The organism is Bacillus sp. RC251 (genome assembly GCF_044908765.1).
Classification (GTDB): Bacteria; Bacillota; Bacilli; order Bacillales; family Bacillaceae_G; genus Bacillus_A; species Bacillus_A wiedmannii.
On record NZ_JBIYDP010000001.1, the window covers coordinates 1,597,836 to 1,613,110 of the forward strand.

At 32.8% G+C, this 15,275-nt stretch carries 13 protein-coding genes; 10 read left to right on the top strand and 3 right to left on the bottom strand.

Translation table 11 applies throughout. The features are described 5' to 3' along the window. Positions 1-268: 268 nt before the first annotated feature. Positions 269-895 (bottom strand): DUF6518 family protein, encoded by a 627-nt coding sequence (locus ABH961_RS08040; protein ID WP_404519197.1) that lies wholly within the window; start codon positions 893-895, stop codon positions 269-271. Positions 896-1,263: 368 nt separating this feature from the next. Between ABH961_RS08040 and ABH961_RS08045 the strand changes: the two genes are divergently transcribed. Then, on the top strand, positions 1,264-2,163 hold the full coding sequence (locus ABH961_RS08045; protein ID WP_098077252.1) for a LysR family transcriptional regulator: 900 nt from the start codon (positions 1,264-1,266) through the stop codon (positions 2,161-2,163). A gap of 72 nt (positions 2,164-2,235) precedes the next feature. On the opposite strand, the gene ABH961_RS08050 is transcribed toward ABH961_RS08045, so the two are convergent. Next, a complete protein-coding gene (locus ABH961_RS08050; RefSeq protein WP_048547080.1) occupies positions 2,236-3,225 on the bottom strand; it encodes an aldo/keto reductase family protein in 990 nt (329 codons plus the stop codon). 500 nt (positions 3,226-3,725) lie between these two features. On the opposite strand from ABH961_RS08050, the gene abc-f reads away from it, so the two are divergent. The 6 genes from abc-f to ABH961_RS08080 all read left to right on the top strand — a co-directional run bounded on the left by abc-f (position 3,726) and on the right by ABH961_RS08080 (position 10,601). Then, positions 3,726-5,354: a ribosomal protection-like ABC-F family protein gene (gene abc-f / locus ABH961_RS08055; protein ID WP_404519200.1), complete on the top strand. Its 1,629-nt coding sequence runs from the start codon at positions 3,726-3,728 to the stop codon at positions 5,352-5,354. Between the two features lie 20 nt (positions 5,355-5,374). Then, positions 5,375-5,968, top strand: a complete 594-nt coding sequence (locus ABH961_RS08060) for a GNAT family N-acetyltransferase (RefSeq protein ID WP_098077255.1) — start codon at positions 5,375-5,377, stop codon at positions 5,966-5,968. Between the two features lie 408 nt (positions 5,969-6,376). Beyond that, positions 6,377-6,877: a DUF3267 domain-containing protein gene (locus ABH961_RS08065; protein ID WP_098642397.1), complete on the top strand. Its 501-nt coding sequence runs from the start codon at positions 6,377-6,379 to the stop codon at positions 6,875-6,877. A gap of 304 nt (positions 6,878-7,181) precedes the next feature. After that, positions 7,182-7,952, top strand: a complete 771-nt coding sequence (locus ABH961_RS08070) for an ABC transporter ATP-binding protein (protein WP_048547087.1) — start codon at positions 7,182-7,184, stop codon at positions 7,950-7,952. Further along, on the top strand, positions 7,927-9,861 hold the full coding sequence (locus ABH961_RS08075; protein WP_048547088.1) for an ABC transporter permease: 1,935 nt from the start codon (positions 7,927-7,929) through the stop codon (positions 9,859-9,861). The genes ABH961_RS08070 and ABH961_RS08075 overlap by 26 nt, the downstream gene beginning before the upstream one ends. A 68-nt stretch (positions 9,862-9,929) precedes the next feature. Next, on the top strand, positions 9,930-10,601 hold the full coding sequence (locus ABH961_RS08080; protein ID WP_048547090.1) for a lipoprotein BA_5634 family protein: 672 nt from the start codon (positions 9,930-9,932) through the stop codon (positions 10,599-10,601). A gap of 74 nt (positions 10,602-10,675) precedes the next feature. Here the strand turns inward: ABH961_RS08080 and ABH961_RS08085 are convergent, their stop codons facing one another. After that, positions 10,676-11,017, bottom strand: coding sequence for a DUF3914 domain-containing protein (locus ABH961_RS08085; protein WP_048547092.1), 342 nt, complete (start codon positions 11,015-11,017; stop codon positions 10,676-10,678). 276 nt (positions 11,018-11,293) lie between these two features. Between ABH961_RS08085 and ABH961_RS08090 the strand changes: the two genes are divergently transcribed. From ABH961_RS08090 to pdxR, 3 genes are all read left to right on the top strand, one after another. Further along, positions 11,294-12,535 carry an esterase/lipase family protein gene (locus tag ABH961_RS08090; protein ID WP_404519204.1) on the top strand — a complete coding sequence of 414 codons (1,242 nt, stop codon included), beginning with the start codon at positions 11,294-11,296 and terminating at the stop codon, positions 12,533-12,535. 87 nt (positions 12,536-12,622) lie between these two features. Beyond that, positions 12,623-13,666 carry a homoserine dehydrogenase gene (locus ABH961_RS08095; protein ID WP_205729810.1) on the top strand — a complete coding sequence of 348 codons (1,044 nt, stop codon included), beginning with the start codon at positions 12,623-12,625 and terminating at the stop codon, positions 13,664-13,666. A 160-nt stretch (positions 13,667-13,826) separates the two neighbouring features. Continuing rightward, the gene (gene pdxR / locus ABH961_RS08100) at positions 13,827-15,275 is read left to right on the top strand and encodes a MocR-like pyridoxine biosynthesis transcription factor PdxR (protein ID WP_098077267.1); all 1,449 of its coding nucleotides are present in this window, start codon (positions 13,827-13,829) and stop codon (positions 15,273-15,275) included.

Below are 15,275 nucleotides of genomic sequence, written 5' to 3' on the forward strand. Positions count from 1 at the left end.
AAGTTTCACTTTATAGCGATTACATGAGATGGTAAAAGGTCATCTTAGTATGTATAATGACACGCTAATAAATATGATTTTTAAATTAGAAGGGTTTAATAAAAAGCTGATAAATAGTTTTTGTAAGAAAAAAGCCATCTCTTTGAAAGAGACAGCTTCATGAATCCATCCTATGAATAAGTGTATCAACATTAATAAGTATAATGTTTGAATTCGTGATATGTATTATGGGATTATAATAGAATGAGTCTTTTGTTTTTTCATGATATTAAGCAAACAAACTTAATAATGTATATCCAATTAATCCTAAAATAGTGATAGGAACCATCATTAAGAAAGAAGAAATTCGATTAGCATTAGAGCGTTCTAATACAAGAATCAAGATAATGCCGACTATCACTTCGGTATATCCAACAGGTAACATGTGACTATAGTCTTCAAAATTTAAAAGAATGTGAAGTCCATCCGTTACAAAAACTCCACTAATTAGCGCGCTTCCGAATTTATGAAGTGGATTCGTAGTATCTTTCCATAGAAAACCTGCAGTTCCAAAGATAGTTCCTCCTATACATGCACACACAATCCATACAGATATAAAATAAATAGAGTGAGCTACATTTTTAATAACTATTGCATAACCATAGTAGCCTAATACCATACCGAGTAGTGCAAGGGTGCCAGAAAGTATAGCTGTACGCTTAGAATAACTAAAGCTAGCCACAAAAAAGGATGGAACTAACCAAACGCTTCCTAGATTGGCTAATGAATTCCAATGTCCTGGAAGTATACCTTGCCCTAATTTAGTTAGTATACCAACAATTATCCCTACTATAATCGGCATGAGAAAACTTCTTACAAACATATTAAACTTTGTAATTTTTAATGTACTGTCCATAAATTCAATCCTTACATTAATATTTTCTGTAAAGATATAATAGCTTATTACAGGTAGATAATCAATAAAAATTTATCGAAAAACAATAAGTGGTTATTGGATAACGAATAACATTTTGTTATTTATAATTGGATGAATAAAATATCAAGTACTCGTTACTCAATCAAATGGTAAATCAAATAATACATGCAAGTAATGAAATTGCCCAAAACATGTAATTCAACTTAGTATAAATCTCTCGTATTTTCATGAAATGATTTATGATAAAAAAGAAACGCAAAGGGATTGATATAGTTTCCTCCTGTTTTTATTTATAATTTATTAGAAGGAGGGATTTTTTACTAGTTGTGAATGTTAGGGGGATTGTAATGGATATTCGAAAAATAAAATATTTCATAACGGTGGCAGAAGAATTAAACTTTAGCCGTGCAGCAGAACGTCTAATGATGGCACAACCTCCTTTAAGCCAAGAAATTCGTAAATTAGAAGATGAATTAGGGGTCCAACTTTTTCATCGAACAAAAAGAGTGGTTGAGCTTACCGATGCTGGGAAAATATTTTTAGAAGGGTCTCGGCAAACGTTACTTCAAGTAGAAAGAACTATTAAAGAAACACAGCTTGCGGATGAAGGAAAGATTGGACATTTAATCATCGGTTTTGTCGATTCTACAGAAACGGTTATAAACATATTAAAAACATTTCGAGAACGCTTTCCTAAAATTCAGCTTATATTACGCGAGATGACAACAGACCAGCAAATAAAAGCACTCTATGAAAAACAAATTCACATTGGATTTATTCGTTCTAAGCAGAATAATGAAATATTGTCTTCCGAAGTTTGTTCTAAAGAACGTTTAAAATTGGTTTTACATGAAAATCACGCATTAGTTTCGTTACCTAATATTTCTATTAAAGAACTAGTAGATGAACCATTTGTTTTATTTCCTCGTCATTTCGGTACTAACTTTTATGATTTAATTATTAGTTACTTTTGGGAACAAGGAGTAAGTTTAAATATTGTTCAAGAAGCAATTCAAATGCAGACGATTGTTAATTTAGTTGCAGCAGGAATGGGGATTTCTGTCGTTCCATCATCGGTGGAGAGTTATAAAAAATCGGGAGTCATATATAAAGATATTCAGGAACATACACCGGAAATAAACTTATACGCTGGATGGAGGCAGGATGAAAAGTCTGTCGTGCTCGAGAACTTCTTATCAGTTGTTAGAGAGATTTATACGACTTCACAATTTGAATTTGAAAAGTAAAGGCCCATCTTGATTGGATGGGCAGTAGTGATTTGGGAAAGGTACTATATTTATTGTTAAGTCACTGACGATTTAACCTGTTTTACTTGGGTCATACTCAATGAAACCTTTTAATACACTATCAATTTGACCCATAATTTCAGGTGACAATGTAACGCTAGAAGCAATTACATTTTCTCTTATTTGCTCCGGATCTGAAGCGCCAATAATTGCAGAGGAAACAGCTGGATTTTGTAGTACCCAAGCAACTGCGAGTTGAGATAAGGTAAGATTATTTTCAATTGCAATAGGATTAAGTTTCTGTATAGCAGTAAGTACATTATCACTCATCCAACGTTGTACGAGTTTATTGAAAAATGGTTTTCCTGCATCTGAATTAGCACGTGAGTGGGCAGGGATTGGTTTACCTGGTTGATATTTTCCAGTGAGAATACCTTGTGCGAGGGGAGACCAAACAATTTGGCCAAGTCCTTCACGTTGGCATGTTGGAATCACATCAGTTTCTATAACTCGCCACAACATCGAATATTGAGGTTGGCTAGCGATAAGAGGGATTTTCAATTCTCGTGCAAGTGCTGCACCGCGTGTGATTTGTTCCGATTTCCATTCACTTACGCCTAAATAAAGGACTTTTCCTTGTCTTACAAGATCTGAGAAAGCTAACATTGTTTCTTCAAGAGGTGTTGTTGTATCGAATCGATGTGCATAATAGACATCAATGTAGTCTGTATGTAGCCGTTGTAACGATGCATTACAATTTTCTATAATATGTTTTCGTGATAAACCTCGATCATTTTTTCCGGGTCCGGTCGGATGACATACTTTTGTACAAAGTTCTATACTTTCTCGGCGTGTTCCTTTCAAAGAGCGACCAAGTACTTCCTCGGCAATAGTGTCCGAATAAACATCTGCAGTATCGAACGTTGTAATACCAACATCTAATGCGGCTTTCACACATTCATTTGCGGTATCTTCATTTACTTTTCCGCCATGGTTTATCCAGTTCCCGTATGCAATCTTGCTTACTGTTAATCCACTGTTTCCTAGTTTGCTAAATTCCATTGGAGAATCCCTCCTTAAAAATGATAACTTTATTATAAGAACTGAAATGTAGTCTGTATAATATAAAATTAATCATACAGTTATATAAAAATTATATAAGAGGGCGTGCTTAGAAGGGAATTATTAGGGGAATCTTAAAATAAAGGTATGCTTGTTCAATTTGAAGTTAAGAAATGATAAATAGACCTAGAAGAAAGCAATATTTTTAATAGCACATATAATTGCATTTACTCATACAGTACTATCATGGTACAATATGGTTACTAACGACGGAAAGGAATGATGGGTGGACGATGATTAACTAATCTTATTTTTAAATGTTGAAATTCAATAAATTTCAATTTCTAAAAAATAGGATTAGTCTGCCCAATTTCCATGCAACGGTATTGCTATTTATGTTGCGCAATAGCTTATTTGGGTATAAATATTTTAATGACTAATCCTGCCAAATTTATTTGGGAGGATTTTTTTATTCTCCCTTAATGAAAGGGATCGGTATTATGAAAGAATTATTAAAATTAAATGATGTTTATGTTGAAATAAAGGAAAATACTTTGTTAGAGAAAATGAATGTGACAGTAAAACAAGGGGATGTTATCGGATTAATTGGTAAAAATGGGGCTGGTAAATCAACATTACTTCAACTAATAAATGGGAAGATTGAACCTTCAAAAGGTACTGTTGAATGGATGCAAATGAATATGACAACAGCATATGTTGAACAAGAAAAAGAATCATTTGTTAGTAAGGATATAATTGCAAAAGAAGCGGAACTCCTTGCAAAATGGGGCGTGCCAACGAACGATTTTCTTACTTTAAGTGGTGGTGAAAAGCTGAAAGTTCGATTAGCAAAAGGGTTTGCTGAAAATCCTAATGTCTTAATATTAGACGAACCGACAAATCATCTAGATGAGATGAGTACGGAATTTCTCATTAAACAAATCAAAAATATGAAAGGTACAGTTATCGTCGTATCACATGATCGATATTTTTTAGATGTTATCGCAACAAGAATATGGTCAATTGAGGATAAGAAATTAATTGATCATAGTGGTAATTATACAAGTTATATGAAAGCACGGGAACATAAAAGAATGACGCAGCAGCGTGAATATGAAAAACAACAAAAGAAGATAGAACAAGTAGAAACTCATATAAAAGAATTAAGTTCATGGTCACAAAAGGCACATGCCCAGTCTACAAAACAAGAAGGTGTGAAAGAATTTTATCGTGTAAAGGCGAAGCGAATGGACGCGCAAGTTAAATCGAAACGAAAGCGTCTTGAAAAAGAGCTGGAGAAAACGAAAGTAGAACGTGTGAAAGAGGATTATTCAGTTGAATTTTCTATTCAAGCGAGTAAAAAAGTAGGAAAACGTTTCTTAGAAGTAAAACAATTGCGGAAAGAATTTAATAAACGAACATTATTTGAAAACGTTAATTTTACAATTCAGCACGGTGAGAAGATTGCGATTATTGGACCAAACGGTAGCGGGAAAACAACATTACTGAAGATGATTATGGGAACGGAAACTGTGCAAGGAGAAGTATGGATTTCACCTTCAGCAAACATCGGTTATTTAACACAAGAAGTATTTGATTTACCACTTGATAAAACACCAGATGATTTATTTTATAAAGAGACATTTGAAGAAAGAGGAAAAGTCCAAAATTTAATGAAACATTTAGGATTTGAATCTTCCCAATGGAAAGAGCCGATTGAATATATGAGTATGGGGGAACGAGTGAAGTGTAAGCTCATGGCTTATATTTTAGATGAAAAAGATGTACTTATTTTAGATGAACCGACGAATCACCTTGATCTACCTTCGCGTGAACAGCTTGAAAATACATTAGCTGAGTATAATGGAACACTCGTTATCGTTTCTCATGATCGATATTTTCTGGAGAAAACAACTAACACAAAACTTGTGTTTTTAAACAATACGATACAAAAACAGCTAGAAGAACCTACGAAAACAAGGGATGAAATTGAAGAGCTACGTTTAACGTTAGAAACAGAAAGACAAGAAGTATTAGGAAAATTAAGCTTTTTAACTTCTAAAGACAAAGAATATAAAGAACTAGATGAACGGTTTATGGAACTTACGAAGCAGATTAAGGCGCTTTAACGTAAGGAAGGGGGATTAAGATGGGAGAAGAGAGGTTGACTAAGTTATTTAGAATAGATTGTGGTGATATATACCTACAAGAGTTTACGGTCAAAGATGCAGAGAGTATTTATAAAATATCAAATCAACCAGAAATAGAAAAGTTTTTACCAGACTGGAAATCAACGAAAGAACAAAGAGTTAATTGGGTTACAAATGATGAAATACCAGAAAACAAAGCGTTTCTTCATGCTGTTAGAACTAGGACTAACATAGATGATCACATATTAAGACTAGGAATATTTAAGAAAACCACAAATGAATTTATTGGATGGTGCTGCACAGGCATGAAAGATGAACTCCCTGCACCGAACAGAGAAATTATGTATGCTGTTTCAAGTGAATATCATAATAATGGTTATGCAACGCAAGCGACAAAAGGCTTGATCGGTTATTTATTTGAAAATACAAATGTGGATGTCCTTAATGCAATTGCTTTAATTAAAAATGTGCCATCAAATAAAGTTATTGAAAAATGCGGGTTTACTTATTTGGGTCAACAGATGATAGAAAATCAAATTTATAATCATTATGTATTGAGTAAATCCGGATGGATAAAAAATAGTGCTCTTTAAAGGGAGCGATAATGCAAAAAAAGCTTAGAGCTAAAACTCTAAGCTTTTTGCATTCTAAAGTACTAGTTAACCATACTAAAGTGTAGATTCTGGATGTATTTTTCACCAAAAACAAATGCAGTAAGTTGTACATGCGAGAACTATTTCATAACATTATTTCTAAAAGGTATTTGGGGAATTTTGTCGAATGTATATGTCTATGAAAACACTAATTTCTTACTCAAATCATCCTAAACATGAACCACTTTAGGCTTAAATAGAAGAATGTACGGCAAACGTGAAGGCAAGCGAAGGTTTGCATTTAATATTAGCGGTTGAGTGTTAGTTGATTTTGAATTTTTTGAATAGTTTAAATGAGGGAGGGGAGAGCATATTATCATTTGGTTTCGTCACTTACCACAAATAAGTATGGATTTGTTAGAATGGACTCCTTTTATACAAAATGATTGGCACCGAAAACATTATATGAAGTTTGTATATGTACTTCAAATCATTATTTTTCTAATATCGTATTATTTTGGAGCAAGTTTCACTGATCTTAATATATTTTATCTCATCATCATAGGCATTTTGGTCTTCATCATTCATGAATGTCTACATATTATTGTCATAAATAATAAAGGTGATATTAGCTTAACCCGTAGTGGACTATTTTTTTGGCTAAATACGAATGCAATTCTATCCAAAGCGAGATTTTGGATCTTTATGAGTTTACCTATTATTGTACTATCGGTCATTCCAGCCATTATATCATCTTTTGTATCAGGCAATATTAAATCAATCTTATTATTTGTATGTTGGATAAATGCAATAATTTCTGCTTCAGATATATACAATTCTTTGTTAATTGCGATTAAACCGAAGCACTCAATTTTTTGTAGAGGGTATTATAAAGTGAAAGAGAATTAAAATGGTGAGTCAAATACATTTCAATTAAAGGCGTAAGTTAAAAATATAACTTTGGGAAGGAAAAGACCGATAAAGTAATCGGTCTTTTCTTTTTCGTATAATAAGGATAGGATATTGTATTTCCTACCACTATACAATTATTATAAGATAGTTATGCGTTAATTTTAATTTGTAAATAGTGTTATTATCAGTTTTTTTAGAAATCTTACAAGCGTGTAAGATAAATGAAAGATGAATCAATATGAGCTATAAGAGAATTCATTTACACTCTATTGTGAGAAGTGCAAATGAAGGGAGAATAGAAATGGAAATTTTACATGCGAAAAATATTAGTAAAGTATATAAAGGGAAAATACCTTTTAAAGCATTAGTAGATATTGATTTATCAATTCAAGAAGGTGAATTTATAGGGATCATGGGTCCATCCGGTAGCGGGAAAACTACGCTATTAAATATGGTATCTACTATCGATTCTCCGTCTTCAGGAGAAATTTTAATAAATGGTACAAATCCTTTCCAGTTATCATCAGAAGATTTAGCTTTATTTCGTAGGAAACAATTAGGATTTGTTTTTCAATCATTTAATTTGCTTAGCACACTTACAATAAAGGAAAATATCGTACTGCCGATGACTTTAGATGGTGTTGCTGTGCAAGAAATGAACAAACGAGTACAAGAAATTGCAGCGAAATTAAATATAACAGATATATTGAATAAAAGAACGTTTGAAATATCAGGGGGCCAAGCTCAAAGAACAGCAATTGCTCGTGCAATTGTTCATAAGCCACAATTATTACTTGCAGACGAACCAACAGGGAATTTAGATTCTAAATCTTCAAATGATGTAATGGAGATGTTAGATACTCTTAATAAGGAAGAAAAAGCTACGATGATGTTAGTGACTCATGATCCGTATGCAGCGAGTTTTTGCAGCCGAGTAATTTTTATTAAAGATGGTCAACTATATAACGAAATTTATCGTGGTGAAAGCAGGCAAGCATTTTATCAAAAGATTATGGATGTCCTTTCTTTGTTAGGAGGGAAAAGGCATGACTTTTCGTCAATTCGCATTTAATAATATTTTTCGTAATAAGCGTACATATGCTGCCCATTTTTTAAGTAGTGCATTTTCTATAATGATTTTCTTTACGTATGCTCTTTTATTATTCCATCCTGATTTACAGGGGGAGTTGAAATCGACAAGTAAAACAATAAGTACATTTGGTACATTAGGATTTGAAGTTTCTCAAGGTTTGATTTTTGTCTTTTCATTCTTCTTCATTCTATATTCAGTGAGTTCGTTTTTAAAAACGCGTAAGAAAGAATTTGGCATTTTAATGATGCAAGGTATGTCAATGAGACAGCTTAAGAAGTTATTGTTAATTGAAAATATGTTAATTGGACTTGGTTCAATTTGTATAGGGGTTCTTATTGGACTTATATTTTCTAAACTAGTTTTATTAATAAGTGCCAGTGTATTAATGATTAGTAACGGCTTACCTTTTTATATGCCAGTGAAGGCGGTATTATTAACTGGCATCACGTTTCTATTCTTATTTTTAATTGTTTCGCTAGTTACTTTTAAAATGATAAAAGTAACAGAACTTGTGGAACTTATTCAAGCAGGGGAAAAGCCAAAGCCTGAACCGAAATCGTCAATTTTATTATCAATTTTTTCTTTATTTAGTATAGGATATGGCTATATTTTAGTATTTCGCTTTATCCCAAGTTATAGTTTTATTACGCTCGGAATGGGTGTTCTCCTAGTAATTATAGGAACGTACTTTTTATATACACAGTGTAGCGTTTATATATTGCATCTTGTGAAAAGGAGTGAATCTTTCTTTTTAAAGAGAACCAACATATTAACATTTTCAGAATTAATATACCGTATGAAAGATAATGCAACAATGTTTTTTATAGTATCTATTATTTCAGCAGTTGCTTTTACAGCAATTGGCACGACAGCAGCTCTTGGAAACAAAGATTTGGTAAGGATGACAAACCCGTATACATTTCTGTATACAGCTCCTGATAAAAATAAAATAACGGATAAACATCTCTCGATTATAAAAAAACATCTTGCTGATTCTAATATTCCATATCGAATGGCTTCCACTTCAGATATTTATACAGAAAGTAATGTAAATGTAATGAAGTTAAGTGAATATAACGAACTTGCGAGAGCACTCGGGTACCAACAAGAAACGATTGAAAAAGAAGATGAAATGTTATTAATCCCTGGAGTCGTATCACAAAAACAAGAGTTTAAAAATGGTGATTATAAAAAGAATATTGAAGTCATTCAAGGCGATTGGACAAAGACATTTCATGTGAAAAAAACTGTAGATAATTTAGTTTTGCCACACGATACAGAAGGGATTAATATTGCGATTCAAGATCATGTGTATGATGAGATTCCGCTTAATAGTAATCTAGATTTTGAAAATATTATTCAATATCGAACTTATGGATTTGTTGTAGATGATTGGATAAAAACGAAAGAGATTTCAAACCAATTAAGTGACATATTCGATCAAGATCCTAGAGACATACATTTTGAATTTAGAGCACTAACTATAGAGTTGTTAAGTGCAAAACAAACAAATGGGTTATTACTTATGGCAAGTGTTTTAGTTGGAATCGTCTTCTTTACTTTCGCTGCTAGTTTTATTTATTTCCGGTTATATACTGATTTGGACCGCGATCAGCAGCAATATAAGATGATTTCGAAAATGGGATTAAGTAAACGAGAGTTGAAAAAAGTTGTAACAAGACAATTAGTATTAATGTTCTTCTTACCGATTATAGTTGCAGTGATTCATACTGTGGTCGCTTATATGGCATTACAACAATTAGTCGATTTTTCTATTATGAATAGCTCTATCATAATTTTAATTTCATTTATATGTATACAAGTTTTATATTTCTTTATAACTCGTTGGCGTTACTTACAAAAGCTTTATAAAACTATGGAACAGTAGAGAATGTCAGCAAGTAAGATTGCAGAAAAGCATGTAAAAAAACAATTTGAGTTATGAAAGGAACTGTGATGAAAAAACCACTCTCTATTTTCATATTAAGTATATTAATTTTAATAAGTTTAAGTGCATGCTCTAAAAATGAAAACAGATTTCCAGCTAACGGCGTATTAATCATTGGAGATGAGAATCATACTTCAACAGTTATGAAGCGTTATAAGGAAAATACGAAAGAACATGAAGTTTTTTCGGTGAAAACAGGTAGATTTGATCAAAAAAGGGTTTTGATATTAAATGAATCTACTGCAAAAGCGATGATTACAGCAAAAATTTTTCGTAAAAGAGATCATACATCTCATTCTAAACCTTTAGATACGTTACCGAATTTTCCAAAAGAAAGTTCACTATTATTTATAAATGAAGAAGAAAAGAATATAAAAAGTATTGAAATAGAAGGTAAAGCGATACCAGTTACATATGAAAGTGATGCTTGGCTTGGTAATAATCGAAATTATGGAACACTATGGTATGTAATTGTGGCGAGCAATAGTGTATATAAAGAAATACAGGCAAATGAAACAAAAATGCAACTTCTTCATCTGAAAAAATCTTTAGGGGACGAAAAACCTAAAATGTCGACAGATAATACATTGACTAATGAATATGTAAAAGTAAGAAAGTTAATTAAAGATTTTGAGAAAGAAGTATCAGTTCAATTTGTCACGATTGGAGAAAAATCATAAAAAAGAGTTCAAGGTTGATAGGAATTTTATCAGCCTTGAACTCTTTTTAATTTAGACCATTTAGATAACATAGTTTACATTACTTCATTTAATCGCGTCTCGCTCAGTTCTTCAATCGCATTTGAATTTTGAACTGAATTATTTTGAGATTCTTTTTCCTTACGAGACCTTTGTAGCATTTCAAGTATGATCCATAAAGGAACACCTTTATCTTTTAACATCTTCCATAAATCTAATCCGTTAAATTTATGCTCAGGTTGTTTCATTTCTTTTTCAGATGAACGAATATCAAACTTGATAGGATCATTTACTTTCTTACTTTCAAGTTTAGTAGAAGAGATAGTATTATGCTCAAGAGTAGATGGAGTTATGTTAGTAGGTTGAGATAATGTATGAATATTTGATCCGATTTTCATGCTTTTTCCTCCTTTTCAAGCAATGAGATTAGTTTTCTTATGGTTTTTAAATCTATTTAACATGAGGAAACTATATCTAATTATAAATTCTAATAATCAGATTTACAAGTTGTATTGTAAACAGTAAATGTTTACTTGAATTAATATTTATCAACATTTGTATATGTTTTCTATATATACAACGTATATAAAATGCTTTACATTATGTTTAAGTTATTAAAGCATGCTGTGAATTTTTTTAAAGAAAAATGTAAACGTTTTATTAGGGGGGGAAGTATGGGGAAGTTATTTTTAAAAATATGTTTTTTCGTATTAGTGACTGTATGTTCATTCGCAATGAAAATAACGTACGCTGAAGAGAGACAACAAAATAATTATCCTGTCATATTGGTGAATGGATTTGCTGGATGGGGTAGAGAAGAAATGCTTGGCGTAAAATATTGGGGTGGTGTTCATGATATACAGGAAGATTTGAAACAAAGTGGTTATATGGTACATACCGCAGCTGTTGGACCTGTTTCTAGTAACTGGGATCGTGCATGTGAATTATATGCGCAAATTAACGGTGGTACAGTAGACTACGGTGCCGCACATGCTGAGAAACATGGACATAATCGTTTTGGTAGAACTTATAGTGGTTTTGCACCGAATTGGAGTGAAACAAATAAAGTTCATTTAGTTGGGCATAGTATGGGTGGACAAACGATTAGAACATTAGTACAGCTATTAAAAGAAGGTAGTTTTGAAGAAAAGAATTATGTGAAAAATCACCCAGACACTAAAATATCACCACTATTTGAAGGCGGAAAATCATATGTTCATAGTGTGACAACATTAGCAACCCCTCACAACGGTACAACACTTGCGGATGGTAGTCTTCTGCTGCCGTTCGTTAAAGAGTTACTCATTACAGCTGCAAGCTTTGGAGGAAACAATAATTTATCGTTATATGATTTTAAATTGGATCAATGGGGTATAAAGAAGAATGCTGGAGAGTCCTTTTTCCAATATAGTAATCGTATTCTAAATAGTTCAATTTGGAAAAATACAAAAGACATTAGTCAATGGGATTTAAGTACTGATGGTGCAAAGGAGTTAAATAATTGGGTAAAGACGCAACCGGATGTGTATTACTTATCTTATAGTGGACATGCATCAGAAGCAGCACCTATAACAGGTTTACATTTACCTCATATAACGATGAATAAAGTGTTGATGGGGAATGCATTTTTCTTAGGTTCTTATGCGAGATATGAAGAAAACCGTCCGTTAGTTGATACTTCTTGGTGGCAAAATGATGGTGTAGTAAATACAAATTCTATGATTGCACCATCTTCTAATGTTGCTGTAAATAATAATGAGCCATTACAGGTTGGAAAATGGAATCATATCGAAACGAAAGCGAATTGGGACCATCTCGACATGGTAGGATTAAGTGTTTCAGATACGTTAGGTTTTTCTAGCATTCAAGAATTTTATAGAACAATTGCTGAAAAGCTATCACGTTTACCGAAATAGGTAATAATAAAGCGCTCTCGATGGAATTCGAGAGCGCTTTATATTATATTGAAAGAGGGATTTGGTAGAAAAATATGGGGGGATATTATGAAAATTCAAGTTGTATTATCAGGATACGGAACAGTAGGCAGAGAGTTTATAAAATTATTAAATGAAAAGTATTCATATATATATGAAACATATGGGATTCAATTAGTTGTAAGTGGCGTATTAGGGAGAAATATTGCAATACATAATGAAGACGGCTTATCTCTTCATCATTTATTGATGTATGGTGGCGGTACCGCTGCAATTGAAAAATATTTAGAGTATCATCCGAAGGAACGTGCAACAACTAGCATAAGTGGTACTGTATTGGTAGAATCAACAGTTACAAATCTTAAAGATGGAAATCCAGGGAAACAATATATGAAACAAGCGATTGAGAAACAGATGGATATAGTAGCAATTTCTAAAGGTGCGCTCGTTACAAACTGGAGAGAAATAAATGAAGCAGCAAGAAGCGCAAATGTACGAATTCGATATAGCGGTGCAACAGCCGCTGCACTACCGACACTAGATATCGGACAATTTAGTTTAGCTGGTTGCCATATTGAAAAAATAGAAGGAATATTAAATGGGACAACAAATTATATTCTTACGAAAATGAATGAGGAAGATATTACGTTTGAAGAAGCACTGAAAGAAGCGCAAAGTAAAGGGATTGCTGAAACGAACCCAATATTAGATGTAAGTGGTTCTGATAGTGCGTGTAAATTGTTACTTTTGACAAATAGTTTAATGGGAACAGAAAATACGCTTACTGATATACATATAAAAGGAATCGAACATGTTACAAAACAACAAATTCGAAATGCTAAAGAACATAATAAATATATTAAATTAATAGCTTCAGCATATAAGGATAAGGACGGTAAAGTGGTTCTTCATGTGGAACCGTACGAAATAGATAAAGATCATCCGCTAGCAAAAGTAAATGGGACAGAAAAAGGAATTACATTCTTTACAGATACGATGGGGCAAGTTACTACAATTGGTGGTGCTTCCAATCCACGCGGAGCCGCAGCAGCAGCTTTAAAAGATGTAATTAACTTATACCGCAAAGATTTATCCCTTAGTAATAGGCAGTAAAATGCCTGTTACTAAGGGATAATAATCAGTGGGTGATAATCAGCCCCATTGATTAAAGTTCCACTTTATAAGACCGTACCGCCCTTTATAAAAAATACATATGTAGTGGACCTTTTAAGAATGAAATAAATATGCAAAAATGATTGCAGGGGGTAAGGAATTGTTTAAAGATTTTAAAGTTGTGAAAGATCGTCCCGTTTATATTCAATTGAAAGATTATTTGAAAAAGATGATTATGAAAGGTCATTTGCTCGGGGATCAAAAAATCCCTTCAACTAGGGAACTAAGTGAATTACTAAGTGTGAGCAGAAATACTGTACTCGCTGCTTATGCGGATTTAGAGCAAGAAGGACTCATTTATGCAGTTAAAGGTAAAGGGAATTTTGTAGCGAAGGTTGATATATCGAACACTTCTTCTGTTGAAATAGATTGGAAAAATAAACTTAATACCGTTACCTTATTAGCGGATGAATTAGATTTAATGAAACATGGTGTTCGCTGGGAAAAAGGAATGATTGTTTTTAATAGCATTGCTCCGGACGAAAAGCTATTTGATGTGGAAAATTTCAAAAGAGCTTTTCTTACTCGTATGTCCATTGAAGGGGATGTCGTATTAAACTACGGATACGCAAAAGGTTATAGACCGTTAATGAATTATCTACTTCATTATATGGAAATGAAAGGTGTAGATATTTCGAACAAAGATATTTTAATTACAAATGGATTTACAGAAGGATTAGACATCGTGCTATCCTCGTTATCGAAGAAATCAGGGCGGGTTATTTGTGAGAATCCAACTCACCATGCTGCATTGAAGCTTTTCCGTTTACATGGACTTGAAGTTCACGGGATTAATATGAATGAAGATGGCATCGATACGAACGAAGTAGAAAAAAGTTTGTGTGAAAAAGAGTTTGATTTCGCATATTTAATTCCTTCCTATCATAATCCAACCGGTATTGTTACGAGTTCGGAGAAAAGGACGGAACTGATGAGATTATTCTCCAAATATAAAGTTCCTATTATAGAAGATGGATTTAATGAAGAGCTACGTTATTCAGGTTCACATTTAGCACCATTATTAACTTTTGCTGGCGCTGGTAATAATGTAATTTATATTAGTAGCTTTTCAAAGGTACTTTTCCCTGGTTTACGTGTAGGCTGGATCATCGCAGATAAAGAACTGATTCATCATTTAGAAAGTGTAAAAAGAGCAAGAACGATTCACACATCTACGTTAGATCAAGCTGTTCTATTTCAATATTTACATGAAGGATATTTTGAAAAATATTTAAAAAAGGCAAGATCAGTTTATAAGAAAAAATATGAGTTAGCTGTTGGGGCGTGTAACGAGTACATTCCGTTTCAAAGAATGACCGGTGATGGTGGACTTCATTTATTTATAGAGTTAGAAGGAAAAATTCATGCCCGCACACTTTTACAAAAGTGTTATGAGCAAGGGGTTACATTTTCTCCTGGAGATGTTTTTTATTCTGATGGAGGAGGAGCGACTACTTTTCGATTAGGATTTTCACGTCTGAAAGAAGAAGAAATAGTTCGTGGAATAAAAATAATCGGTGATACAATAAAAACTGAAATTTGGAGTTGA